General features: G+C 39.1%; 2 protein-coding genes. Both read left to right on the forward strand.

From position 1 onward, the window contains the following. Positions 1–335 precede the first annotated feature (335 nt). Entirely contained in the window at positions 336–1,295 is a 960-nt protein-coding gene (locus ON15_RS00610; RefSeq protein ID WP_010579527.1) for a ketopantoate reductase family protein, read from the forward strand. A gap of 81 nt (positions 1,296–1,376) precedes the next feature. Further along, a complete protein-coding gene (locus ON15_RS00615) occupies positions 1,377–1,997 on the forward strand; it encodes an NADPH-dependent F420 reductase (protein ID WP_010579528.1) in 621 nt (206 codons plus the stop codon). The last annotated feature ends 11 nt before the right edge of the window (positions 1,998–2,008 follow it).

Below are 2,008 nucleotides of genomic sequence, written 5' to 3' on the forward strand. Positions count from 1 at the left end.
CTTCCTCCCGAAAAAGCTTGACATCTTAATGAGATTTATATTAGAATGCAAACAACAATTGTTAGACTAACTGGTAGAGATAAGTATTACTACAGTGATCAAATAGAGAGTATCTGATTGGCTGCGAGGATATGTTGACTGTATTAAAAAAGACTCTGTTAGTTTCTGATCGGCTTTTTGAGGCTGAATGGTTACCGCCCATTATCACGGTATAAGTTGCTGTTTAACAGTTAAAAAGGTGGTACCGTGCCGAAAAAGCGCCCTTTATTCCCAAATCAGAATAAAGGGCGCTTTTAGTTAACAATTGAATTTTACTAATACGAGGAGTGGTTTAAATGAAATACGGAATTATTGGTGCTGGAGCCATGGGCTATCGTTATGGTGTTATGTTGCAAGAAGCGGGTTTCACGGTTGATTTTATCGACACGTGGGAACCAAATGTTGAGAAAATCCGTGAACAAGGTGGGGTTTCAGTTGCTCGTGATCATCAAAATCGGCAGATCGTTCCCATTAATATTTATTATCCCGAAGAATATCAAGGACATCCAGATGTTTGGATTATTTTTAAGAAGCAAATGCAATTAGCTGAGGAATTAAAACGTGATGTAGCAGCTGGAATCTTTTCAGCTGATCAATATGTTTTTTCAGCCATGAATGGTATGGGACATTTTGAAAAAATTGCAAAGTACTTTGCACCAGATCATATTTTATGTGGAACAGCCATGATTGCAACTCGACTTGACGGGCCGGCAAATGTTGACTTTATGGGGGCAAAAGGAACTGAAGAAATGCATATCTCACAATATGTTGGCGGTGAACCAACTGAAGTTAGCAAGCAAATTATGGCTGATTTCAAGCAATCAGCCTTGAATCCAATTTATGCCCCTGATTATCTGGGAATGTGTATGTCAAAGGTCGTTTTTAATGCCGTTGTTAATACTTTATGTACGATGTTTGAAGTTCAAATGGGACAATTTATTGAATATGAAGGCGTTCCAGCGATGGCAACTCAACTTTTAAATGAAGCCTATGATGCCTGTGAACGAGCAGGCATTAAACTTTTGCAGACTCGCAAAGAAATGATTGATTCGGTCACAACAATTAGTCATGCTTATAAGTATCATTATCCATCTATGTACCAGGACTTTTCTAAAAATCGTCCAACCGAAGTTGATTATATTAACGGATACATTGCAAAAATCGGCCGTAAACATGACTATATTTGTCGGACACATGAGTTTGTGGTTCATGAAGTTCATTTAGCTGAAAAAATGCGTCAATTTCATCAATGCTAATTGAATTAGAATAATTGGAAAAAAAACATAATTAGGGTACAATGGCGCTGAAAGAAGTGTTTAATTATGGAGGTGTTAGGAATGAAAATTGGATTTGTTGGAGCTGGGCATGTAACTCAAGTATTAGCTGGTTTGTTTATCAAAGCTGGTCATTCGGTGGTACTGACTAATAAACATGGTTTGGCTAAACTACAGCCGGTGATTGAAAAATTAGGGCCGCAAGCTCAAGCTGGCAGTTTAGCTCAAGTTGCCCAGCAGGAGTTAGTCATTTTGGCTGTTCCGTTCAAAGCAGTTTTTGATTTAGACTCCAAGTTATTTGCTGATAGTGCGCTTGTTGATGCAACCAATTATCTTCCACGGCGGGATGGTGCCTATGAAGAAGTTCAGACACATCAACTGGCCAGCAGTCAATTAGTAGCAAAACATTTTCCTGGAGCCAGAGTGGTTAAAGCTTTTAATACATTACCAGTTGCCAATTTAAACGATTTGTCACAAAAGGGTCTAGCTGGTAATCCGACAGCTTTGCCATTGGCTGGGGATGCCGGAGTTAAGTTGCAAGTTGCTGGTCTGATGCGACAATTAGGTTTCACTCCGTACGATGTTGGTGATTTGGCGGCTAGTCAAAAATTTCAGGCAGATACGCCGCTGTTTTTATTTGCAAGCAATGAGGCAGGCTTAAAAAGAAAGTTTGCTAGTTTGTAAGAACCAAAAAA

It is taken from the genome of Liquorilactobacillus vini DSM 20605 (genome assembly GCF_000255495.1).
Taxonomy (GTDB): domain Bacteria; phylum Bacillota; class Bacilli; order Lactobacillales; family Lactobacillaceae; genus Liquorilactobacillus; species Liquorilactobacillus vini.